Annotated in this window: 26 protein-coding genes and 1 pseudogene; 17 read left to right on the forward strand and 10 right to left on the reverse strand. The window is 65.9% G+C overall.

All coding sequences use genetic code 11. From position 1 onward, the window contains the following. Positions 1-107: 107 nt before the first annotated feature. A complete protein-coding gene (locus tag AC3ERS_RS05190; RefSeq protein WP_431964021.1) occupies positions 108-1,175 on the forward strand; it encodes an MAB_1171c family putative transporter in 1,068 nt (355 codons plus the stop codon). Here AC3ERS_RS05190 and AC3ERS_RS05195 read toward each other — a convergent pair. Beyond that, a complete protein-coding gene (locus AC3ERS_RS05195; RefSeq protein WP_431964023.1) occupies positions 1,144-2,529 on the reverse strand; it encodes a SagB family peptide dehydrogenase in 1,386 nt (461 codons plus the stop codon). The two genes, AC3ERS_RS05190 and AC3ERS_RS05195, sit on opposite strands and share 32 nt — an antisense overlap. 31 nt (positions 2,530-2,560) lie before the next feature. Beyond that, a complete protein-coding gene (locus AC3ERS_RS05200) occupies positions 2,561-3,541 on the reverse strand; it encodes an ABC transporter substrate-binding protein (protein WP_431964025.1) in 981 nt (326 codons plus the stop codon). A gap of 145 nt (positions 3,542-3,686) precedes the next feature. On the opposite strand from AC3ERS_RS05200, the gene AC3ERS_RS05205 reads away from it, so the two are divergent. Together AC3ERS_RS05205 and AC3ERS_RS05210 are read left to right on the forward strand one after the other, a co-directional pair. Continuing rightward, positions 3,687-4,304: a Uma2 family endonuclease gene (locus AC3ERS_RS05205; RefSeq protein ID WP_431964028.1), complete on the forward strand. Its 618-nt coding sequence runs from the start codon at positions 3,687-3,689 to the stop codon at positions 4,302-4,304. Between the two features lie 9 nt (positions 4,305-4,313). After that, positions 4,314-5,489, forward strand: a complete 1,176-nt coding sequence (locus AC3ERS_RS05210) for an MAB_1171c family putative transporter (protein ID WP_431964030.1) — start codon at positions 4,314-4,316, stop codon at positions 5,487-5,489. Here the strand turns inward: AC3ERS_RS05210 and AC3ERS_RS05215 are convergent. Continuing rightward, positions 5,420-7,465 carry a M13 family metallopeptidase gene (locus AC3ERS_RS05215; RefSeq protein WP_431964032.1) on the reverse strand — a complete coding sequence of 682 codons (2,046 nt, stop codon included), beginning with the start codon at positions 7,463-7,465 and terminating at the stop codon, positions 5,420-5,422. The two genes, AC3ERS_RS05210 and AC3ERS_RS05215, sit on opposite strands and share 70 nt — an antisense overlap. A gap of 332 nt (positions 7,466-7,797) precedes the next feature. Here AC3ERS_RS05215 and rplN point away from each other — a divergent pair, with 332 nt between their 5' ends. From rplN to AC3ERS_RS05235, 4 genes are read left to right on the forward strand one after another with little or no spacing between them, the layout of a single operon-like run. Further along, complete coding sequence (gene rplN, locus AC3ERS_RS05220; protein ID WP_014981702.1) at positions 7,798-8,166, forward strand: 50S ribosomal protein L14; 369 nt, start codon at positions 7,798-7,800, stop codon at positions 8,164-8,166. A gap of 1 nt (position 8,167) precedes the next feature. Continuing rightward, positions 8,168-8,485 carry a 50S ribosomal protein L24 gene (gene rplX, locus AC3ERS_RS05225; protein WP_068056941.1) on the forward strand — a complete coding sequence of 106 codons (318 nt, stop codon included), beginning with the start codon at positions 8,168-8,170 and terminating at the stop codon, positions 8,483-8,485. A 1-nt stretch (position 8,486) separates the two neighbouring features. Beyond that, complete coding sequence (gene rplE / locus AC3ERS_RS05230; RefSeq protein WP_067785237.1) at positions 8,487-9,050, forward strand: 50S ribosomal protein L5; 564 nt, start codon at positions 8,487-8,489, stop codon at positions 9,048-9,050. Between the two features lie 4 nt (positions 9,051-9,054). Next, positions 9,055-9,240, forward strand: a complete 186-nt coding sequence (locus AC3ERS_RS05235; protein WP_014981705.1) for a type Z 30S ribosomal protein S14 — start codon at positions 9,055-9,057, stop codon at positions 9,238-9,240. A gap of 124 nt (positions 9,241-9,364) precedes the next feature. Here AC3ERS_RS05235 and AC3ERS_RS05240 read toward each other — a convergent pair whose 3' ends face one another. Continuing rightward, positions 9,365-9,943, reverse strand: a complete 579-nt coding sequence (locus AC3ERS_RS05240; RefSeq protein WP_431964035.1) for a Uma2 family endonuclease — start codon at positions 9,941-9,943, stop codon at positions 9,365-9,367. Between the two features lie 107 nt (positions 9,944-10,050). Here AC3ERS_RS05240 and AC3ERS_RS05245 point away from each other — a divergent pair, with 107 nt between their 5' ends. Both AC3ERS_RS05245 and AC3ERS_RS05250 read left to right on the forward strand, forming a co-directional pair. Continuing rightward, entirely contained in the window at positions 10,051-10,395 is a 345-nt protein-coding gene (locus AC3ERS_RS05245; protein ID WP_431964037.1) for a hypothetical protein, read from the forward strand. A 295-nt stretch (positions 10,396-10,690) separates the two neighbouring features. Continuing rightward, on the forward strand, positions 10,691-10,921 hold the full coding sequence (locus tag AC3ERS_RS05250; protein WP_431964039.1) for a hypothetical protein: 231 nt from the start codon (positions 10,691-10,693) through the stop codon (positions 10,919-10,921). Positions 10,922-11,179: 258 nt separating this feature from the next. Here the strand turns inward: AC3ERS_RS05250 and AC3ERS_RS05255 are convergent, their stop codons facing one another. The 6 genes and pseudogenes from AC3ERS_RS05255 to AC3ERS_RS05280 form a co-directional block, all read right to left on the reverse strand. Further along, positions 11,180-11,833 carry a Uma2 family endonuclease gene (locus AC3ERS_RS05255; protein ID WP_431964041.1) on the reverse strand — a complete coding sequence of 218 codons (654 nt, stop codon included), beginning with the start codon at positions 11,831-11,833 and terminating at the stop codon, positions 11,180-11,182. Positions 11,834-11,871: 38 nt separating this feature from the next. Then, a pseudogene (locus AC3ERS_RS05260) lies at positions 11,872-12,156 on the reverse strand (cytochrome P450); the annotation flags it as partial. Positions 12,157-12,206: 50 nt separating this feature from the next. Next, positions 12,207-12,374: a hypothetical protein gene (locus AC3ERS_RS05265; protein ID WP_431964043.1), complete on the reverse strand. Its 168-nt coding sequence runs from the start codon at positions 12,372-12,374 to the stop codon at positions 12,207-12,209. Positions 12,375-12,383: 9 nt separating this feature from the next. Continuing rightward, complete coding sequence (locus tag AC3ERS_RS05270; protein ID WP_431964045.1) at positions 12,384-12,905, reverse strand: MAB_1171c family putative transporter; 522 nt, start codon at positions 12,903-12,905, stop codon at positions 12,384-12,386. Then, the gene (locus AC3ERS_RS05275; protein ID WP_431964047.1) at positions 12,836-13,351 is read right to left on the reverse strand and encodes a hypothetical protein; all 516 of its coding nucleotides are present in this window, start codon (positions 13,349-13,351) and stop codon (positions 12,836-12,838) included. The genes AC3ERS_RS05270 and AC3ERS_RS05275 overlap by 70 nt, the downstream gene beginning before the upstream one ends. A gap of 994 nt (positions 13,352-14,345) precedes the next feature. Further along, a complete protein-coding gene (locus AC3ERS_RS05280; protein WP_431964049.1) occupies positions 14,346-14,600 on the reverse strand; it encodes a ribbon-helix-helix protein, CopG family in 255 nt (84 codons plus the stop codon). Between the two features lie 270 nt (positions 14,601-14,870). Here AC3ERS_RS05280 and rpsH point away from each other — a divergent pair, with 270 nt between their 5' ends. The 8 genes from rpsH to AC3ERS_RS05320 all read left to right on the forward strand — a co-directional run bounded on the left by rpsH (position 14,871) and on the right by AC3ERS_RS05320 (position 19,596). Then, complete coding sequence (gene rpsH, locus AC3ERS_RS05285) at positions 14,871-15,269, forward strand: 30S ribosomal protein S8 (RefSeq protein ID WP_067785212.1); 399 nt, start codon at positions 14,871-14,873, stop codon at positions 15,267-15,269. A 14-nt stretch (positions 15,270-15,283) separates the two neighbouring features. Next, positions 15,284-15,823: a 50S ribosomal protein L6 gene (gene rplF, locus AC3ERS_RS05290; RefSeq protein ID WP_431964051.1), complete on the forward strand. Its 540-nt coding sequence runs from the start codon at positions 15,284-15,286 to the stop codon at positions 15,821-15,823. 2 nt (positions 15,824-15,825) lie between these two features. Next, positions 15,826-16,233 (forward strand): 50S ribosomal protein L18, encoded by a 408-nt coding sequence (rplR, locus tag AC3ERS_RS05295; protein WP_431964053.1) that lies wholly within the window; start codon positions 15,826-15,828, stop codon positions 16,231-16,233. A gap of 31 nt (positions 16,234-16,264) precedes the next feature. Then, the gene (gene rpsE / locus AC3ERS_RS05300; RefSeq protein ID WP_330252247.1) at positions 16,265-16,930 is read left to right on the forward strand and encodes a 30S ribosomal protein S5; all 666 of its coding nucleotides are present in this window, start codon (positions 16,265-16,267) and stop codon (positions 16,928-16,930) included. Continuing rightward, a complete protein-coding gene (rpmD, locus tag AC3ERS_RS05305; protein WP_014349110.1) occupies positions 16,930-17,109 on the forward strand; it encodes a 50S ribosomal protein L30 in 180 nt (59 codons plus the stop codon). Before rpsE ends, rpmD begins: the two co-directional genes overlap by 1 nt. A gap of 1 nt (position 17,110) precedes the next feature. Continuing rightward, a complete protein-coding gene (gene rplO / locus AC3ERS_RS05310; protein WP_431964056.1) occupies positions 17,111-17,554 on the forward strand; it encodes a 50S ribosomal protein L15 in 444 nt (147 codons plus the stop codon). Between the two features lie 177 nt (positions 17,555-17,731). Next, positions 17,732-19,054: a preprotein translocase subunit SecY gene (secY, locus tag AC3ERS_RS05315; RefSeq protein WP_431964058.1), complete on the forward strand. Its 1,323-nt coding sequence runs from the start codon at positions 17,732-17,734 to the stop codon at positions 19,052-19,054. Then, positions 19,051-19,596: an adenylate kinase gene (locus AC3ERS_RS05320; RefSeq protein ID WP_431964060.1), complete on the forward strand. Its 546-nt coding sequence runs from the start codon at positions 19,051-19,053 to the stop codon at positions 19,594-19,596. Before secY ends, AC3ERS_RS05320 begins: the two co-directional genes overlap by 4 nt. The last annotated feature ends 24 nt before the right edge of the window (positions 19,597-19,620 follow it).

Consider the following 19,620-nt stretch of genomic DNA (forward strand, 5'->3'; position numbering starts at 1 on the left):
GGTGCCGATGAATTCCGCCACGACAGCAGCCGCGCCCATCCCCGCCGACCACGTGCGGGGCTGGGTGGAGGCGTCGTGACGGCGCAAACCGCGGCGGGGTGCCGACCGTGAGCGGGGCCGCGCCGATGTGGTTGATGGTTCCGGTGTTCGTGCTGCAAGTCGCGGTCACCGTCGGTCGATGGCTGCTGGTGAACGAGACCCCCGCCGACAAACTCATCAACCGGGCGTTGAGTTTCAGCGCGGTGTGCGTGTTCGCCGCGCTGTGGGATACCGATCTGAGTGCCGACGGCTACCCGAGCCGGGTCTTCCTCGTCTGCGGTGTGCTGGCTTTGGCCAGTGTGTACGGTCTGGCCGAATTGTTCGACAACGCCGAACCCGCGACGGTCCGCCGCAGGCAGTGGGGCTACGACGTGTTCGCGGTGAGCGGCGCGGGGGTGCTGTTGCTCGGCGACGGTCTCGCCGCGCCCGCGACCTGGTGGCGGACCCTGCTCTGGGTCGGTGTCTTCCAGTTGCCGATGGCCGGGGCGGGGGTGCGCACCATGCGCGCGTGCCTGCGCGAAATGCCGCGCGCGAGTTCGCGGCGCGAGCGGGTTGCCTACTCGGCGTTGATGGCGACCGCCGCCTATTGGTGCGCCGCCGCCCTTTTCGCCGCGACCACAGCGATCCTCAGTGGCCTCACCTATCCCACCGAATGGACCGTGACCTCGTGTCTGGTCTACCTGTTCGTCACCTTGCTCACGGCCGTGCCGCTGGTCCGAGCCGTAGGAGTGTGCAGCGGACTCGACCGCACCGGGCGGGAACTACGCACCCTGCGCCCGCTCTGGCGGGACCTCACGACCGCCGTTCCGGAAGTCGTGCTGCGTCCCGCGGCCGGACGGATCACCGAACCGGACTCGCGCCTCTACCGTATGGTCGTCGAGACCAGGGACGCGCTACAGCACCTGCGGATGTACATGCCGCGCAACGATTCCGGCGAGCTCGGCATCGCGGCCTACGCGCGCCGGATCGCGCAAGCGGTCGACGCCAAGGCAGCCGGGGTCGCGCCCTCCACGGAACGGGCGAGGGAGAATCCGTACGCGGGCCAGGATCTGGACGCCGAACTCGGACACCTGCTCGAGCTGGCCAGAGCCTGGCCGGGCGCGGTCAGCGAGCCCGGGCGGGCGAACCGACGATGACGCTGCCGACGTTGCATTCCTCGAGCTCGTTCACGCCCGCGGCGGACACGAACGCGGCGGTGTCGCTGAAGCCCTGCGCGCACGCGCCGAGGCCCATCGCGGTGGCCGCGAGATACACCGTCTGCATGAGCACGCCGACGTGCTTGAGGATGCTCGCGTAGGCGACCTGCTCGTAGGTCCACATCACCCGCCCCGAACGCGCGGCCATCAGCAGCACCAGCTGCGGTTCGCCGCCGTCGACCAGCGTGGCCGAGGTGGAGCGGATCAGCTTCTGCACGGCGGGCGAGTCGCTGGGGGCGACGGGACGCAGCACGTGGCCGAACGAATCGTAGTGGTACATACCGGGTTCCAGACCCGCGACGTTGCGCACGATCGGGTACAGCTCCAGCTCGTACACGCTGCCGCCCGACGGGTACGGGCGCGAGGTGAGCTCCTCGCCCTCGGCGACCTCGCGGACCGAGCGGGTGCGGGCGGTGCGGTACAGCAGCTCCGCGAGTTGATCGACGGTCATCGGCGCCGCGTCGTCGAAATCGCGGCAGGAGACGCGATCTTCGAGCACGTCGGTGAGGCTGGGGTCGGCGATGCGCAGCTTGTCCAGGTCGGGCTTCGCGAGCGGGACCGCCGCGCCGGGGTAGTCCGGCTTGCGCGCGGGCGGCTGCGGGAACGACGGCTTGCCCCACTTGGTCGGGCCGAAGTGCTCCCAGGTGATGGTGCGCGGACCGAGCGTGCTGCGGCGGTGGAACCACAGGTCGGGCGCGCTCCAGCTGCGGGTGGCGAACTCGCGTTCCTCGGCGGCCGGATCGGCGACCAGGAAACCGCACCAGTGCAGGTCGTCGGCGAGCTGGGACTTGATCGCGATCGGCAGTGTGGAGTCGGCCGCGCCGGGGCCGTCGAGCAGGCTGAGCAAGCGCGGGTCGTGGATGCGCAGATCGCACCAGGCCAGCGGATGCTCCAGCACGAAGCCCTGTGAGTCGCGGTGCAGTACAGCGAATTTCGACAGGGTCGCCGACCACGGCAGTGGCGTATTCGGCCGGGCGGGCGGGTCGGTGAAGGGCCGGATGGTGTAGAGGTCGCGGCCGCCGTCGCGCACGGTCACCGACAGCCAGCCGCCGTCGGTCAGGCGCTCCACCAGCTCGCCGACCCCGGCGCCGCCGCCCGTGCCCGCCATCTCGCCGAGGGTGGACGGGCCCTGGTTCAGCGTCTTCAGCGCCTGCACCTGGTCCGCGCCGAGGCCGGTGAGCTTCTGGTTGTTCGGCGGATTCAACAGCACCGCGCCTGTGGGCACGGTGACGCAGGTGACGCCGTCGCGCAGGGCGAACCGGGTCTGGTCGGGGTAGGTGGTGACGGCGGGCACCGGGAAACTCCTCTTGCTTCTTGCTTTTCGCTTACTTCGCGACGTTGGCCAGCGCGGGCGACAGCTTGTCCAGGATGAACGGGATGGACAGCACGGTCGGCTGGTTGATCCCGGTGATCTCCTGCGTGGTCAGAAAGACGACCGCGTTCTTCTTCACCGCGGGCAGCTCCGCGTAACCGGGCAGCTGGCGCCACTTTTCGTCCATGCCCGCCGAGTAGCCCGCGAGCAGCAGGTCGGCGGTGAGCTCGTTGACGCGCTCCGGCGACAGCGCGACGCGGCCCTGGTTGGCGGGCAGGTCGACGAGGTTCTTCGGGATGCCGAGGCCGAGCTGGGCGAACACCTTGCTGGATCCGTCGTTCGGGTCGTTGAGCACCATCAGCTGGGTCATGCTGGCCAGCCAGGTGCTGGCGAAGGTCTTGCCCTTCAGGCCGGGGTTGGCCGTGGTGATGCCCGCGATCTTGTCGTTCACGCCGGCGATGAGCTCGGTCGCCTCGTCCTGCTTGTGCAGCACCTTGCCGAGCGTGGTGACCAAGTCCTGCCAGGGCGTGACGATCTCTTTGCTCAGGCCGGGCAGGGTCGGCGCGACCTTGGAGAACTCGTCGTAGTTCTTCTGGTCGGCGATGAAGGAGTCGGCCAGGATCAGGTCCGGTTCCAGCGCGGCGACCTGTTCGGCCAGATTGCCCGTAGTGCTCAGCGGTTTCGCGGCCTCGCCGATCTTGGGCTGCCACGGCGGCGCGCCCTTGCCGAGCACGGCGACGTTGTCGATGTAGGCGGCGGGCGTCACGCCGAGCGCGATGCTGGTGTCGAGCCACTGGTTGCCGAGCACCACGATCTTCTTCGGCACCCCGGTGATGGTGGTCTCGCCCCTGACGTGGCTGACGGTGATCGACTCGCCGTCACCGCTCGCCGCGTCGCTCGACGATCCGCACGCGGTGACGCCGAGGGCCATGGCGCCGGCCAGCACGGCCACCGCCGCCCGCGCCCAACCGCGGGAAGCCCGCACAGACCTCATCGTTGAACCCTCCTTCACCGAGGAACTCCTCGATCGGCCCTCCCGAGCCACCAGATTAAGTCAGCCAAGCCTAACCTATCCATATCTCGGAACAGCCCCCGGTCGCGTTGACCGAGGCCGCCGCCGGCCTGGGTACGCTGCGCGCATGTCGGAGCATCTGCCGCACGAGATGACCGAAGAGCAGTACCGACGGCTGCCGGAGAACATCGCCCGCGAGATCGAAGTGGTGCACGGGCATGTGATCGTCTGCGAGTCGCCGGTGCCCGAACACAATCGAGTTGCGCGGCGGCTGGCGAGCGCCATGGAGCAGCTGCCGAGTACCGAGCCGTGCATTCGGGCCGAGACCGATATCGATGTCGTGCTGTGGAGAGTCCCGAAGTTCACGTTCCGTCGGCCGGACGTCACGGTCTACCGCTGCCTGTCCGAACGGGGCGCCAAACCGGAGGCCTCGGACGCACTGATTGTGGTCGAGGTGTCCTCGCCCTCGACCGCGGCCGAGGACTTGCTCGACAAGAAGGCTCAGTACGCCCGGGTGGGAATCCCTCTGTACCTGGTGGTTTCACTCGATACCAAGTACGAGATCGAGGAAGTGCGCGAGTTCCGGCTCGACGCGTACGCGGGGAGTACCGCTTGCACCGGCTGCACCGAGAAGGCTTCCTCGAGCTGGAGCACGTTATCGTCGGAGAAATCAGCTTCGCCGACCTGGTCCGCTGATGAAGGTCGGGGCGACCGGTCCTGGTGGATGTCGGCGCCGGGCCGATAGGGTACTGGCGTGAGTACTTTGCCGCTCGCGGTCGTGCTGGCGGTGACCATGTTCATCGCCGCGATCGTCGTGGGGCGCTGGTTCCTGGTGAACGAGTTGCTGATCGATCGGCAGATCAACGCGGCGCTGAGCTGGGATTTGGCGGCGATCGCGTTGTACGAGATCGCGAGTGTGCTCGGAATGCGCGATCTCGCGGACCGGCTGTTCCTCGGAGTCGGTGCGATGACGCTGGCCTACGTGTACGGGTTCGCCAGGCTTGTCGACGGCATGGACGCCGACGTGCTGCGAACCCGGCAGCGTCGATACAACCGAATCGGCGTGGCGACAGGAGCGGTCATTCTGTTGGGCCCCACCCTGGTGGATCTGCTCGGATGGCCGCTCGGTAGTCCTGCCGTCCAGATCAGGGTTATCTGGACGGTGGGCAGTCTCCTCGGCTCCTTGTGCGGAGCGCTGATCGCCCGGGCATGCATGCGAGAACTTCGCACTCCCGACCCGACGTTGCGGGAGCGCTGGACGTACTCCGCGCTGCTCGCGGTCGGGCTGTACTGCTGCTTCGCATCCGGCATCGGTGCGATCCGGATTGCCTACGGTGAGTCCTCCATGGAGCCCGGTTTGTCTTGGGCCGTAGCGACTTTCGTGATGCTCGGGGTGCTGACAGCGTTGATCGCGATCCCTCTGCTGAATGCCGTGCTGGTGCGCAGCGGGTTGGATCGGCACGGTCGCGCGTGCCGGCGGTTGCGGCCGTTGTGGCGCGATCTCACCGCTGCTGTCCCGGAAATCGTCCTGCTGCACGATGATTCGCACCGCGATGAGCCGAGGTCACGGCTGTATCGGATGACGGTCGAGATTCAGGACGCGTTGCTGCACCTGCGTCCCTACGAGCCTGCGCCGTCGGTCGAGCAAGACATGACGGACTACGCCAGCCGAATCGCGCATGCCGCACGAGCGAAGGCCTCCGGTGAACCGCCACGTCCACGCGCCGGTATGCCCGCGGTCGCCGTCCAAACACTCGGGGACGACGACCGCGCCGCGGGCCTACGTGATCTGCTCCAGCTCGCCAAGGCGTGGCCGAAGGAGGGCGTCGGCGATGACCTTCGGTCGAATGCCGGTGTGGCTCAGAGGCTGACGCGCTGCTCCGGCGGCAGGAACAGCTCGTCGCCTTCCTTCACCTCGAAGGTGGTGTAGAACTCCGCGATATTGCGCACGATCTGGTTGCAGCGGAATTCGTTGGGGGCGTGGGTGTCCTGGAGTCGGGAGATGGTGACCTCCTCGGTCTGCTTCTCCCGCCAGGTGCGCGCGTGTGACAAGAACATCTCGCGGTAATCGGGTGTGATGCCCTCGCGTTCGGCGGCGAGCCGGTAGGCCGCCAGCGCGATCTGCAGGCCGCGCAGGTCGGCCAGGTTCTCGCCGACCGTCAGCTTGCCGTCCACCTTGTACTTGGGATCGAGGCCCTCGGGCACCAGTCCGTCGAACTGTGCGATGACCTGATCGGTCTTGGCCTTGAACGCGGCCAGATCCTCCGGGGTCCACCAGTCGCGGCGGTTGCCGTCGCCGTCGTACTTGGCGCCCTGGTCGTCGAAGCCGTGGCCGATCTCGTGGCCGATGGTGGCGCCGACCGCGCCGTAGTTCACCGCGGTGGTCGCGTCCTTGTCGAAGTACGGTGGCTGCAAATACGCTGCGGGGAAAGCGATCTCGTTGTTGGTGGGGGAGTAGTAGGCGTTCACTGTCTGCGGCGACATCGCCCACTCGGACTTGTCGACCGGAGTGCCGAGTCGGTTGAAGGCCCGCTTTACCTCGAAAGCGTTGACCGCGCGCAGGGATTCGATCAGCTTGCCCCTGGTGATCTTCAGCCCGGAGTAGTCGACCCACTTGTCCGGGTAACCGATCTTGACGTTGATCTTGGCCAGTTTGGCCAGCGATGCCTCGCGGGTGGGCTGCGACATCCAGGACGAATTGGTGAAGTTCTCCCGGTAGGCGGCCATCAGGTCGGCGATCATCGCCTGCGCGCGCTCCTTGGCCTCCGGCGGGAAGTGCGCGTCCACGTACAGCTTGCCGAGCTGCTCGCCGAGATTGTCGTCGACCACCCCGACTGCCGATTTCCACAGCTCCGGTCGCTCCTCCAAGCCGCCGAGCACCTTGCCGACGAAGTCGAACCGCGCGTCGGCGATGGCCTTGGGCAAAAACCTGCCGTAGGCATTGGTGACGTGCACGCGCAGGTACTCGCGCCACTGCGCGATATCCACCTCGGCCCACAGCTGCCCGGCCGCGGTGACGAACGAGGGCTGGCCGACCACGATCTTCTCGAACAGCTCTCGCGGCCGGTCGGTGTTGCCCGCCAGCCACTGATCCCACTCGAATTGCGGTGCGAGAGCCTTCACTTCGTTCCAGCTCATCAGGTTGTAGGTGGCGTCGGTGTCGCGCGTGCGCACGCTGTCCCAGTGCGCGGCCGCGATCCTGGTCTCCAGGTCCAGCACCCGTTGGGCCAGCCCGGCCGGGTCAGGGAACCCCGCGCCCGCGGCCATCTTCTCCAGGTAGACCTTGTAGCCCGCGATCCGGGCGGCGAACTCGGGCTTGCGGTACTCCTGCTCGCCGAGCATCAGGCCGGACTGCCCGATCGAGGGAATGTAGGCGTTGGAGTTCTTGCGGTCGATGTTGATGCCGAGGCCGATCAGGCCACCGATCGGCAGCTCGGCCATCACCTTGGCCAGATCGCCCTTGGTCGCCGCGCCGTCGATCTTCGCGAAGAGGTCCGCCAGCGGGCTCATGCCCAGCCGCTCGATCTCCTCCAGGTCCAGCCTGGCGTCGTACAGATCGCGGATCTGCTGTGCTTCGGAGCCGGGCTTCGGGTCCTCGATGCCCTCGATGATGGCGCGCAGCTGCTCGGTGGTGCGATCGATCGCCTCGCTGATCGCGCCGACCTCGGACTTGTCCGGCGGTAGCTGGTAGTCGCGCAGCCAGGCGCCGTTGACGTGCCGGTACAGATCGTCCTGCGGGCGGACGAGCTGGTCGGCGCCGCCCATGTCGACGCCGGTCAGCCGCACGGTGCTGGCGTCGCCGTCGCTCGTGCAGGAGGACAGTAGCGCCGCGGCGGGAGCGGCGATGCCGAGCGCGATCAGGAAGGCGCGGCGGTCCAGCTGGGTCCGGCGACCGTTTGATGTCAACGTGAATCCTCTCCCCGATGCGGTCCACGCCCGCACGTTGTGATCGATGGCGACGTTCGTTCGCGCCGAGGCTACCGGCGCGGCGGGTTGCGAGCACGGATTCCTCGGCCGACGCCCCCGATTTGGGAACGACCTGGGGATTCCCATACACTAGACCGGTTGCCTGCGGGAGCTGTGCCCGCATCCTGGCCGCGAACCCCCAGTGGTTGGCTCTCGAGTTCTTGCTCAGACCGTACGAAACCGCTGGCAGGCGCGCGTTCGGGTGGTAACACGACCATGCCCGTCGGGTCGGCAATCCGGCGTGCGTATACGTCCAGGTCAAGGAGGCTGAAGTGATTCAGCAGGAGTCGCGACTGCGCGTCGCCGACAACACGGGTGCGAAGGAAATCCTCTGCATCCGCGTTCTCGGTGGTTCGTCGCGTCGCTATGCCGGTATCGGCGACATCATCGTCGCCACCGTGAAGGACGCCATCCCCGGCGGCAACGTCAAGCGTGGTGACGTGGTCAAGGCCGTCGTCGTGCGCACCGTGAAGGAGCGCCGCCGTCCGGACGGTTCCTACATCAAGTTCGACGAGAACGCCGCCGTGCTCATCAAGGCGGACAACGACCCGCGCGGTACCCGTATCTTCGGCCCGGTCGGCCGCGAGCTGCGCGACAAGAAGTTCATGAAGATCGTCTCGCTGGCTCCGGAGGTGCTCTGACATGAAGGTGCACAAGGGTGACACCGTGCTCGTCATCTCGGGCAAGGACAAGGGCGCCAAGGGCAAGGTCATCCAGGCCTACCCGGCGACCAACAAGGTCCTCGTCGAGGGCGTGAACCGGATCAAGAAGCACGTCGCGAACTCCGCCAACCAGCGCGGCGCCTCCTCGGGCGGCATCGTGACCCAGGAAGCCCCCATCCACGTGTCGAACGTGATGGTCGTCGACTCCGACGGCAAGCCGACCCGTATCGGCTACCGGACCGACGAGGAGAGCGGCAAGCGGGTCCGGATCTCCCGTAAGAACGGGAAGGACATCTGACATGACCACCTCCGAGAAGACCCAGCCGCGCCTGAAGCAGCGCTACCGCGCCGAGATCAAGGACGCGCTGAACAGCGAGTTCAACTACGCCAACGTGATGCAGATCCCGGGCGTGGTGAAGGTCGTCGTGAACATGGGTGTCGGCGACGCCGCCCGCGACGCCAAGCTGATCAACGGCGCCGTCGAGGACCTGGCCCTGATCACCGGTCAGAAGCCGCAGATCCGCAAGGCGACCAAGTCCATCGCGCAGTTCAAGCTGCGTGAGGGCATGCCGATCGGCGCGAAGGTCACCCTGCGCGGCGACCGCATGTGGGAGTTCCTGGACCGCCTGGTCTCCATCGCGCTGCCCCGTATCCGCGACTTCCGTGGCCTGTCGCCGAAGCAGTTCGACGGCAACGGCAACTACACCTTCGGCCTGAGCGAGCAGTCGATGTTCCACGAGATCGACGTGGACAAGATCGACCGCCCCCGCGGTATGGACATCACCGTGGTGACCACCGCGACCAACAACGAAGAAGGCCGTGCCCTGCTGAAGCACCTCGGCTTCCCGTTCAAGGAGAACTGAGCACATGGCTAAGAAAGCACTGGTCAACAAGGCCAACGCCAAGCCGAAGTTCGCGGTGCGCGCCTACACCCGCTGCCAGCGCTGCGGCCGCCCGCACGCTGTCTACCGCAAGTTCGGCCTGTGCCGCGTGTGCCTGCGCGAAATGGCGCATCGCGGCGAGCTGCCGGGCGTGCACAAGAGCTCCTGGTGAGCTCGCGCTCCTGGTGAGCGCGCACGCATAACGCAATAACGCACGAGGGCACGGACTCCCAGCGAGTCCGTGCCCTCGTGTGTTCGGGATCAGCGGTAGCCGGTTGGTGGTTCGCCGAGCGTACTCAGTACCTGGGCCGCGGTAGCCGGCTCTGTAATTCCGTGAAAGTGACCGCCAAACTCACCGGTTCGGTGAGCACCAGCGCATCGGTGTGGGTATGCCGCGTGACGTAGCGTCGCCCCGACCAGTCGAGTCGGCATTCCTCGATTTCGGTGATCTGCTGCCAATCCTTGGCGAAGTGCACGATCAGATAGACGGGAATGCCCTCCCTGGCGTACAGCTCGCGCTTGATGCCTATATCGGTGTCGACGGTGTCCTCCGAGGTGATCTCGACGACCAGAAGCGCCTGTCGGGCGACGAATTGGACGTCATACGGGCCGTCCGTGCAATCGCGCAGGATCAGATCCGGATACCGGACCCGCAGCCTCCGAAGCGGGTCAACAAGATCGGCGTCGGTCAGACGCATTGGAGTATCGCTGTGTACCTCGCGGCAGGGGCCGTGCGGATCGATAGCGTATTCGACCGCTGAAGCCAATCTCCTGACGACGAGATCGTGTTCAGGAGACTGCGCCATGGCCGTGATCATCACACCGTCGTGAATCTCACCGAAGGAGTCGGGTTGTCCCGCGAGAAACTCCTCCACGGCGACGAGGCGAGGTGGCTCGTTCCGCGGTGTCGACATGATCCTTACCCTACCTACGGCAGGCCGTTCAGCCGCCGCGATGCATGTACGGGAGGAGAGCTGCTCCGGTGCATGGGCGCTTGCGGTGGGCGCCACATACTCGAACACCGACGGTCGGCTCCCGTCGAGTCCGTAACCTCCTAGGTCCCGGTCGCACAACCATCGACGCCCCGATCCTCACCGTCTCCACCGCGGCCACCCTGATCGGCCGCAGCTTCCCCGCCGCGAATGCGGCGATCGACCGATTGACCGAGGCCGGAATCCTGCGCCAGCTCACCATCGGCCGCCGCAACCGAGCCTTCGAATCACCCGAAGCGATCACCGCGTTCACCGCCCTGGAACGACGCCTCGCCAGTCCGGATGGCGACACGCGGACTTCGGATCCGAACCGCCCGGTGCCGCGCCGCCGCTAACTCTCAGGGCGATGTCCGCCGCCTCGGTGCGCTCCAGCGACCGACATCCATCCTGGGGGCTGTCGGACTGGCGCGGTGCCGTGTAGCGACATCCGGACTCCGGTTTGTGGCCGGCGGCCGGTGAGTGCGCACACGTAATGCCGATCAGGGACCCGAGCCGGGTGGCTCGGGTCCCTGATCGGTATTGCTACCCGGGCAATGTTGAGAACAGCTTCGGATCGGGGTTATCTCAATTTTTAGTAACAAACGTTTCTGATTACCGATCTTCCGTGTGGACCATCACATGGAGGATGAAATGAACCATCTCGCAACAAAATTCGTTGTCGCCGTAGCGTCCGTGGCGATCCTGGGCGCGGGTGCCGCGCCCGCGATGGCTGCCCCGGCGCCGCAGGCCGCGCCGGTCGCCGATTCCGGTTCCTCGGGCACCGGCTCCGCGGCCCTCGACCTCCCGCTGGGCCTGCTCAAGCTGCTGATGTGTGGTCCGTGGGGCAGCACGCAGCCGCACCCGAACCCGGCTTGCCGCTGAGCGTCGGCCAGGTGAGCCGAAAGCGTGGACTCCCGGAGTCCGCGCTTTCGCGCGTTCGATGCCATTGCGGTGGCCACCACTGCAGAATCGAGTACTACCACGACCCGAAGGCGCCCCGGCCGAATTCCCTTGTGGTGGTATGCAATCTGCTGGTCACCGACGCGTCTGGGGCGATCCTGCTCCAGCGCCGCTGCGACACTGGGCAATGGGCGTTGCCGGGTGGTGCATGGGGCGGGGCGCTGGTCGTCTTGTGCGAGTTCAGAATTCGAGTTCGGACCAGGGGATGTGGATGGGGAACGGGAAGTTCGTCGTGATCGCGTCGGAGTCCTTCGGCGCCCATGAGCCAGTCAGCAGGTAGTTGGCCGTGTGGAGTGGGCGTACGCCAGCAGGAAGCTTGCCGTGCGTGGTTTCCAACGCGTAGGCATGAACCACCGAGATCGCGCTCTTCTCACGCTCCAGGGTGACTTCCCAGTACCAAGGGATGCCGGCTTGCGCGTAGCGAGCTTTCTTGGCTTCCATGTCGGTCTGCGTGTTCGACGGCGAAAGGACTTCTCCGACCAAGAGCACGTCTTCGGCGCGGACATCCTGGTAGGGCCTCGGCAGACAGCGGTGCACCAGGAAGTCCGGTGTCACGAAGTCGGATTTGCCTGTGCGACCAAGGAATACGTTGGTCTCGGTGTGGACCCGCCAGTACCGCTCCGGCCCGCTGGCCATGTCCTCGCGTGCGCAACGACGCAGCCCGCTCCATAGAAGATTCGTGAACTCCTGATGCTCCGCGGGCCCGCGACGCAGCCAGACGACGCGCCCTTCCCATAGCTCGATCTGCCCGGCGATCTCCTCAGGCAACTGCTCGAGCTCCTCCCAGGTCATGTACTCGGGCAGATCCGGCCGTTCGATCCGCGGACTCGACATGTCCTCATCGTAGTATCGAGCTCGCGTCTGACAACCGCTTATACGGCATTGACCAGCGCCGACATGGTGAAGTGCTGAGCCTTCAGCTGGCGCGAGGCGAACCGCAGCTCGAATCCCGAAGGCTTGAGCGTGATCTGCTCCTTGATGTCGAGCTTGTAGCCGGGGTCGTGCTCGAAGTCGAATTCGTGCAGGAGGTGGGCCAGGGCGAGCATCAGTTCGTGGTAGGCGAACTGGCGGCCGATGCAGGCGCGCAGCCCGGTGCCGAAGGGCTTGTAGGCGCGTTGGTCGCGCTGGCGGCCGGGCAGCCAGCGGTCCGGATCGAATTTCTCGGCGTCCTGGCTTCACACAGCCGTGTCTCGGTGGGCCTGCAGCGTCAGGACCGGCGTTCGAAGATCGGCCCGAGCGCCTGCGCGTCACGCATCGACATCTGGGTGGGCTCGAGCGGGTCGGTGGTGAGCAGATCGCCGATCATCGGCAACCGCCACCGCGGATGCGGTAGGGGAGCTCTGGGCTCGGTGGTCGAGGGCGTGCGAACTGCCATGGGAACTCCTTATCGAGCCTGCGACGTGTCGCGCCGCCGACCGTAGGTGCGAGCGCCGCGTGCTTGCGGCCATGCGTTGGCGAGCGCGAGCAGTATGTGGAGCTCGGCATCGAGGTCCCGGGCGTCGGGTTGCGCTCGGTTCTTGGGTTTCGCGGCGCTGTGGACGGGCGGTCGACCGGCGTTCTTGGCGATGATGGCCTCGGCGATGCGGCGGGTATAGGCCTGCGGATCCTTGTAGTCGGAATCGTCGATGGTGACGTAGCGGCGCAGGTGCAGCAGGCTGTCGCAGATCTCCGCTGTCATGCGGTGGAGCCGGATGGCGGGGTCCTGTTGTCCCCGGCCTGCCGTGGTGTCGAGCACGACTTCGGGTACGGCGGCGGTGAGGTCGGTCCACAGCGGCCGCAGTCTGCGGAGGTTACGGCCGGTGCGATCGTGGCCGAGGCGCGTGGTGAGCGTGCTGATCAGGGGAATGGCCGAGACGCCGACCGCGACGAACATCGCGGTGGCGAAGGACCAGGCCTTGCGATGCATCTCGGGATCGAGGACCGGCTGATCTGCCAGCACGCATCCGAATGTCTCGATGACGGTGGCGCCCACTCGAGCCCCGCGACGACGGCGGTGCAGAAGATGACGACGAAGACCACACGCTCGCGGCGGGTGATGTCTCCGGTCAGCATCTCCCTGAGGCAGATCCTGCCGACGAGGACGGCGGTGATGCCCACGGGCAGGCAGAAGGCAAGCCAGAGCGCGACGGCAGGCCAGCCGAGAAGCTGATCCACCAGTAGGTTCGCGCGCCGGGCCGGTGTTCCGGCGGCAAGGATGATGACGGTGGCTGTCGCAGCGACCAGGTCGTAGATGCGCTGTCGTTGCCGGGCGCGATCCGGGTCCGCACCATCCCACAACTTCGCGATGCCGTAGATGTCGGACACGACGAGCAGGATCGCGCCGAAAGAGAGCTGCCGGGCGAGGTTCACCACGGTGTCCTCGTCGCCGGGAAGTGCCGAGGTCAGGGCTTGCTCGAACCATGATTCTCGCAGCAGCATGCCGACCAGCCCTGCGGCGAGCGCACGGTTGATCAGCCTGTCGACGACTGTGTCGCGCAGCAGCAACCGCCGGTGTGGAAAGCGGTTCGGGAGAACGGTCTTCGGCCCGCGGTGTATGACCCCCCTTTGGGTTCCGTTGAGCTCCAGAGTATCCGAGACCTGCTCGACGGGCTGTCGGGCGTGCACAGGAGCTGCTGGTGAGCCGCGCCCGAATAGCGCAACACCGCGCAAGGGCACGGACTTCGAACGAGCCCGTGCCCTTGTGCGTTCGATTGCCCTGCGATTGTTCAGATTCGAGCTCGATCCATCGCAGGATCGGAGGGAAATGATTGGTTCAGTCACCCGCGAGTTTGATCACGATGACGTACTTGCCGAGCCAATTCCGGGTGTGCGCCAGCGCCATCCACGTGACTTCAGTGGCGACGATGGCAGTGAATACCATTGCGCACCAATGCGTTCCGGCCTGGACCGTGGCGGAAGGGTATGTTGTCTCAGCGACCACGGTTAGGGCAAGTGCGCTGCTGGTCCAGCGCGGTCGGTGCATTCGTAGAATGAAGCCGGGAGTGATGATCTCGCGAGCATTCGGCGAGGGCCTGAGTGTCATGATGGCTCCTGCGTCTGTCGATCTATCTCACCGCCCCGTGCTCGGCCAAGGTTCGATTCAGGGTTGGTCGAGATCCCGTCACCCCTCTCATTCTCGAGAGGGCCTCGAGAAGCATGATCCGCGCGCAATCCTTTGAAACGCCGTCGGGATTGTTGTGAAGAACCTGTGAATGCCCCGGCCGGGGCGGGCGCCGTGGCGGCCACCATGGCGCTGTTCTCTTTTTCCGCTAGAGGTCGTCCGGGAGGACCTGGAACGCCTTGTGCGATGTCAGCGGTGCAAGGGCTTGTCGAAAGTGGCAAGGACGCCCCGAGGTGTCCGCGATGATTATTCCGGTGCCAGTGGAGTCCTCTGCGTGCTGTCTTCGGCGAGGATTTCGTCAACCCGATCAGCCAGGGTCGGGTCGCCGCCGGCGAAGCGACGTAGCCGTAAGGGCTCGGAGCGGCGCCGCATGCGCATGGCAGCCAGGTGAATGGCGTCCCGAATTATGTCCGGTTTGCTGACCTGGGTGTTTTCGGCGGCCTTCTCGATCGTCGCGAGGTCGTCGGCGTCGACATAGACCACGACGCGTTTCAGCGGCATCTGCGTATGGTGGCACGTGTACGGCTCGGTTTCTGCCGTGATCCGTCGTTCGACCCCGATTTTGTCCTGGTCAGCCCATTGCCTACACTAGAGCGGTTGCCTGGGCACCCTCATGTCCGCATGCGTGCGGTGCGCCCGGTCGATACGTACCCCGCCGGTCGGCAGTTGCCGACCGGACCAGCCGAATTGTTGTAGGCCCACCATCGGCGCGCTTCCGGGCGCGCGGGTGCTGTATGGGAACCGCAGCGAGAAAGGTGTCGAGGTCGAACTATGACCATGACTGATCCGATCGCAGACTTTCTGACCCGTCTGCGCAACGCCAACTCGGCGTACCACGATCAGGTGAAGGCTCCGCACTCGAAGCTCAAGGCGAACATCGCCGAGATCCTCAAGCGTGAGGGCTACATCGCCGACTACCGGACCGAGGACGCGCAGGTGGGCAAGACGCTCATCGTCGACCTCAAGTACGGCCCGAGCCGTGAGCGCAGCCTCGCCGGCGTGCGCCGCGTCTCCAAGCCCGGTCTGCGTGTGTACGCGAAATCCACCAACCTGCCCAAGGTCCTGGGCGGCCTCGGCGTGGCCATCATCTCCACGTCGCAGGGTCTGCTCACCGACAAGCAGGCGGCACAGAGCGGCGTGGGCGGCGAAGTCCTCGCTTACGTCTGGTAAGGGAGGTCAGGACAATGTCGCGCATTGGTAAGAAGCCCATCACAATCCCGTCCGGTGTCGAGGTGAACATCGACGGCCAGAACGTGTCGGTGAAGGGTCCCAAGGGCACCCTCTCGCACGTGGTCGCCGAGCCGATCACCGTCGCCCGTGGCGAAGACGGCCAGCTCGAGGTCGTTCGCCCGAACGACGAGCGCCGCAACCGCTCGCTGCACGGCCTGACCCGCACGCTGATCTCGAACATGATCGAGGGCGTGACCAAGGGCTACGAGAAGAAGATGGAAATCTTCGGCGTCGGTTACCGCGTGGCGGCCAAGGGCTCGAACCTCGAGTTCGCCCTCGGCTACAGCCACCCGGTGCCGATCGAGGCGCCCGAGGGCATCACCTTCGCGGTGGAATCGCCCACCAAGTTCTCCGTGTCCGGAATCGACAAGCAGGCGGTCGGCCAGATCTCGGCGGTCATCCACGGCCTGCGCAAGCCCGACCCGTACAAGGGCAAGGGCATCCGCTACGCAGGCGAGGTCGTTCGCCGCAAGGTCGGAAAGACGGGTAAGTGATCATGGCGCAAACCGAAAACCAGAAGGCCAAGCGCATCCCGCTGGGCAAGGACGTGTCGACCGCGCGTCGTCTGTCGAAGACGCGTCGTCACTTCCGCCTGCGCAAGAAGGTCGCGGGCACCACCGAGCGTCCGCGCCTGGTGGTCAACCGCTCCTCGCGCCACCTGCACGCGCAGCTGATCGACGACTCGCTCGGCAAGACCATCGCCGCGGCGTCCTCGATCGAGGCCGACGTGCGGGCGGTCGAGGGCGACAAGACCGCCAAGGGCAAGAAGGTCGGCGAGCTGATCGCCGCCCGCGCCAAGGCGGCCGGTGTCGATGCTGTCGTGTTCGATCGTGGTGGCCACGACTACCACGGCCGCATCGCCGCGCTGGCCGATGCCGCTCGCGAAGGCGGGTTGAAGTTCTGATGACTGCAAACATTTACGGAAGGAACGTCTGATGCCGGGACGTCAGAGGCGTGACGGCGGCAGCGGACCCGCCGGACAGCAGAATGGTGCCGCCGGTGGTGGCGACAGCCGCGACGGCCGTGGCGGTGGCCGCGATCGTCGCGGTGGTGGTGACCGTCGTGACCAGCAGGCCGACAAGAACCAGCTCGAGCGCGTCGTCGCGATCAACCGCGTCTCCAAGGTCGTGAAGGGTGGTCGTCGCTTCAGCTTCACCGCCCTGGTGATCGTCGGTGACGGCAACGGTCTGGTCGGCGTCGGCTACGGCAAGGCCAAGGAAGTTCCCGCGGCCATCCAGAAGGGTGTCGAGGAGGCTCGTAAGGGCTTCTTCCGCGTCCCGATGATCGGCTCGACCATCACCCACCCGGTTCAGGGTGAGGCGGCGGCCGGTGTGGTCATGCTGCGTCCGGCTTCGCCCGGTACCGGTGTGATCGCCGGTGGCGCGGCTCGTGCCGTGCTCGAATGCGCTGGCATTCATGACATCCTGGCGAAGTCGCTCGGTAGCGACAACGCCATCAACGTCGTGCACGCGACCGTTGCGGCGCTCAAGATGCTGCAGCGCCCCGAAGAGGTCGCGGCCCGTCGTGGCCTGCCCCTCGAGGACGTCGCTCCTGCGGGCATGCTGCGTGCGCGCGCTCAGGCGGCTGGAGGTGCCAGGTAATGGCAGATCTCAAGGTGACCCAGATCAAGAGTTCGATCGGCGCCAAGCAGAATCAGCGGGACAGCCTTCGCACCCTCGGCTTGCGTGGTATCCGCAAGTCCGTGGTCCGCGAGGACAACGCCCAGAACCGCGGGCTGATCAACGTCGTGCGCCACCTCGTGACAGTTGAGGAGGTCTGACATGACCATCAAGTTGCACCACCTGCGTCCCGCCCCGGGCGCCAAGACCGAGAAGACCCGTGTGGGTCGCGGTGAGGGCTCCAAGGGCAAGACCGCGGGCCGTGGTACCAAGGGCACCAAGGCGCGCAAGAACGTCCCGGCCGCCTTCGAGGGCGGGCAGATGCCGCTGCACATGCGGCTGCCCAAGCTCAAGGGCTTCACGAACCGGTTCCGTACCGAGTACCAGGTCGTGAACGTGGGCAAGATCGCCGAGCTGTTCCCGCAGGGCGGCGAGATCGGCAAGGCCGAGCTGGTCGCCGCGGGCGCGGTTCGCAAGAACCAGCTGGTCAAGGTTCTCGGCGACGGCGAGATCGGTGTCGCGGTCCAGGTGACCGTCGACAAGGTGACCAGCGCCGCCAAGGAGAAGATCACCGCGGCCGGTGGCACTGTCACCGAGCTGGGCTGACGGTACTCTGCAAGCAGTGGCACCGGACGAGTGATGAGCTCGTCCGGTGCCACTGTTAGAGTTCAAGTGTTGTCTGCCAAGCCACGTCATGGCTTTCGGCGTCCCCCTGTTCGTCAGGGAATCGGGCAAAGCTGAAACTGCCATGTCATGACCATGTCGTTCGCGCCAGGAGGATCAGTGCTTTCCGCCTTCGTATCGGCCTTCCGGACTCCGGACTTACGGCGGAAGATTCTCTTCACGCTGGGGTTGGTCGCGCTGTACCGCCTGGGTGCCGCGTTGCCGTCGCCCGGCGTCGACTACAAGGCCGTCCAGGAATGTGTCGACCTGGTCTCCGGCGGTGAGAACGCAGGCATCTACCAGCTGATCAACCTGTTCTCCGGTGGTGCGCTGCTGCAATTGTCGGTCTTCGCGATCGGCATCATGCCCTACATCACCGCCAGTATCATCATTCAGCTGCTCACGGTCGTCATCCCGCGGTTCGAGGAACTGCGCAAGGAAGGCCAAGCAGGCCAGACGAAGATGACGCAGTACACGCGGTACCTGTCGATCGCGCTGGCCATCCTGCAGGCGACCGGTCTGGTCGCGCTCGCGGCGCGTGGTCAGCTGCTCCAGGGCTGCCAGAAAGACATTCTCGCCGACACCAGCATCTTCGGCATGATCATCGTCGTGCTCGTGATGACCGCGGGAGCCGCCCTGGTCATGTGGTTCGGCGAACAGATCACCGAGCGCGGCGTCGGTAACGGTATGTCGCTGCTGATCTTCGCCGGTATCGCGGCGCAACTACCGATTCAAGGCAGGTCCATCTTGGACAGCCGCGGCGGCCTCGTGTTCGGCCTGGTGTGTGTGGCCGCCTTCGCCATCATCGTCGCGGTCATCTTCGTCGAGCAGGGCCAGCGCCGCATTCCGGTCCAATACGCCAAGCGCGTGGTCGGCCGCAAGATGTATGGCGGCTCCTCGACCTACCTGCCGCTGAAGGTCAACCAGGCCGGTGTGATCCCGGTGATCTTCGCCTCGTCGTTGCTCTACCTGCCGAACCTGGTCGTGCAGCTGACGGGATCGCAGAGCGATCCCGATCCGAGCTGGTGGCAGGAGATAATCCAGAAGTATCTGGTGAACCCGAGCAACCCGGCGTACATCGCCATCTACTTCGGCCTGATCGTGTTCTTCACCTACTTCTATGTCGCGATCACCTTCAACCCGGAGGAACGCGCCGACGAGATGAAGAAGTTCGGCGGTTTCATCCCGGGGTATCGTCCCGGTAAGCCGACGGCCGACTATCTGAACTTCGTCCTGAGCCGCATCACTCTGCCCGGCTCCATCTACCTCGGTGTGGTGGCCGTCCTGCCGAACTTGTTCCTCGGTATCGGTAGTCCCGGTGGTCTCCAGAACTTCGCGTTCGGCGGCACATCGGTGCTGATCATGGTGAGCGTCGGCTTGGACACCGTGAAGCAGATCGAAAGCCAGCTGATGAATCGAAATTACGAAGGGTTCCTCAAGTGAGAGTTGTACTGCTCGGTCCGCCGGGTGCCGGCAAAGGCACCCAGGCCGTCCTGCTGTCGGAAAAGCTGGGCGTCCCGCACATCTCCACAGGGGACCTGTTTCGCGCGAATATCAGCCAGCAGACTCCGCTGGGTCGCGAAGCGCAGAAGTACATGGACGCGGGCGACCTGGTGCCCAGCGATGTGACCAACCGCATGGTCGAGGCCCGGGTCAACGAGCCGGACGCCGTGAACGGCTTCGTGCTCGACGGCTACCCGCGCACCATCGACCAGGCCGAGGCACTGGAGAAGATCCTCGGCGACATGGACAAGAAGCTGGACGCCGTCCTGTGCTTCGTCGTGGCGGAGGACACCGTGGTCGAGCGGATGCTCGCGCGCGGCCGCGCCGACGACAACGAGGACGTGATCCGCAACCGGCTCCGGGTGTACCGCGAGGAGACCGAGCCGCTGCTGCAGCACTACGACGGCCTGGTCGTCACGGTGGACGGCATCGGCGAGGTGGACGAGGTCAACGGCCGCGCGCTGCGCGCGCTGGGACACTGATGTCCCTGTCTCGGAAGCGCTGAG

The sequence above is a fragment of the Nocardia sp. bgisy134 genome, assembly GCF_057708325.1.

What these genes read in the sequence shown, in the direction of transcription:
- AC3ERS_RS05235 (WP_014981705.1), top strand. Translation starts at nt 9,055, where the DNA reads ATGGCTAAGAAAGCACTGGTCAACAAGGCCAACGCCAAGCCGAAGTTC.
- rplX (WP_068056941.1), top strand. Translation starts at nt 8,168, where the DNA reads ATGAAGGTGCACAAGGGTGACACCGTGCTCGTCATCTCGGGCAAGGAC.
- AC3ERS_RS05270 (WP_431964045.1), bottom strand. Translation starts at nt 12,905, where the DNA reads ATGCATCGCAAGGCCTGGTCCTTCGCCACCGCGATGTTCGTCGCGGTC.
- AC3ERS_RS05250 (WP_431964039.1), top strand. Translation starts at nt 10,691, where the DNA reads ATGAACCATCTCGCAACAAAATTCGTTGTCGCCGTAGCGTCCGTGGCG.
- AC3ERS_RS05255 (WP_431964041.1), bottom strand. Translation starts at nt 11,833, where the DNA reads ATGTCGAGTCCGCGGATCGAACGGCCGGATCTGCCCGAGTACATGACC.
- rplE (WP_067785237.1), top strand. Translation starts at nt 8,487, where the DNA reads ATGACCACCTCCGAGAAGACCCAGCCGCGCCTGAAGCAGCGCTACCGC.
- rplR (WP_431964053.1), top strand. Translation starts at nt 15,826, where the DNA reads ATGGCGCAAACCGAAAACCAGAAGGCCAAGCGCATCCCGCTGGGCAAG.
- rpsE (WP_330252247.1), top strand. Translation starts at nt 16,265, where the DNA reads ATGCCGGGACGTCAGAGGCGTGACGGCGGCAGCGGACCCGCCGGACAG.
- rpmD (WP_014349110.1), top strand. Translation starts at nt 16,930, where the DNA reads ATGGCAGATCTCAAGGTGACCCAGATCAAGAGTTCGATCGGCGCCAAG.
- AC3ERS_RS05265 (WP_431964043.1), bottom strand. Translation starts at nt 12,374, where the DNA reads ATGGCAGTTCGCACGCCCTCGACCACCGAGCCCAGAGCTCCCCTACCG.
- AC3ERS_RS05200 (WP_431964025.1), bottom strand. Translation starts at nt 3,541, where the DNA reads ATGAGGTCTGTGCGGGCTTCCCGCGGTTGGGCGCGGGCGGCGGTGGCC.
- rplF (WP_431964051.1), top strand. Translation starts at nt 15,284, where the DNA reads ATGTCGCGCATTGGTAAGAAGCCCATCACAATCCCGTCCGGTGTCGAG.
- AC3ERS_RS05205 (WP_431964028.1), top strand. Translation starts at nt 3,687, where the DNA reads ATGTCGGAGCATCTGCCGCACGAGATGACCGAAGAGCAGTACCGACGG.
- rpsH (WP_067785212.1), top strand. Translation starts at nt 14,871, where the DNA reads ATGACCATGACTGATCCGATCGCAGACTTTCTGACCCGTCTGCGCAAC.
- AC3ERS_RS05280 (WP_431964049.1), bottom strand. Translation starts at nt 14,600, where the DNA reads ATGCCGCTGAAACGCGTCGTGGTCTATGTCGACGCCGACGACCTCGCG.
- rplO (WP_431964056.1), top strand. Translation starts at nt 17,111, where the DNA reads ATGACCATCAAGTTGCACCACCTGCGTCCCGCCCCGGGCGCCAAGACC.